The following is a 517-nucleotide window of genomic DNA, read 5'->3' as shown; positions in this document are numbered from 1 at the left end:
TTGCTCTTCGAGCCCGACCCCGTTATCCATGACATCAATGATGACAACGTCATCACAAAAGCTGACATGGAGATCAACAAACAACTCTTTTTGCGAAGTCGAATGAGCAAGACAGGCATCTTTGGCGTTATTAAGCACATTAATGATCACCTGTTGCAATCCAGTCACATCCGCATAAACGTTTTGTACCTCGCCAGAATACATCACACCTAGTTGGATATTGTGACGTTGGAACTCATAATCCACCAACTTCATTGCATCATTGATGACGGCAGGTAAGTCAACCCAGCCTTTCTCGATTGGCGTCCGGTGAATCAAACTACGTAAACGCTGCACTATGTCACTCGCAGACGTCACTTGTTGTTGAATTTTCTCTATTATCGGCAACATTTCCTCGGGTGTAGTGCCTTGCTCCATCCGCATCTTTGCACCTTGGCTGTAGTTTTTAATCGCAGCCAATGGTTGATTAATTTCATGTGCGATACTGCTGCCTAATTCTCCCACAATCGTAATACGT

At 44.5% G+C, this 517-nt stretch carries 1 protein-coding gene; it reads right to left on the bottom strand.

Annotated features, from left to right (window positions below):
• Positions 1 to 517: HAMP domain-containing sensor histidine kinase (locus tag R8O10_RS27525; protein ID WP_318192275.1), on the bottom strand; the 517-nt coding region annotated here is incomplete at both ends.

Origin of the sequence: Vibrio sp. 1727, assembly GCF_033344415.1 — a bacterium.
GTDB classification, from domain to species: Bacteria; Pseudomonadota; Gammaproteobacteria; order Enterobacterales; family Vibrionaceae; genus Vibrio; species Vibrio alginolyticus.
The sequence above is the reverse complement of the archived record's forward strand: the minus strand, read 5'-3'. Positions and strand labels throughout refer to the sequence as shown.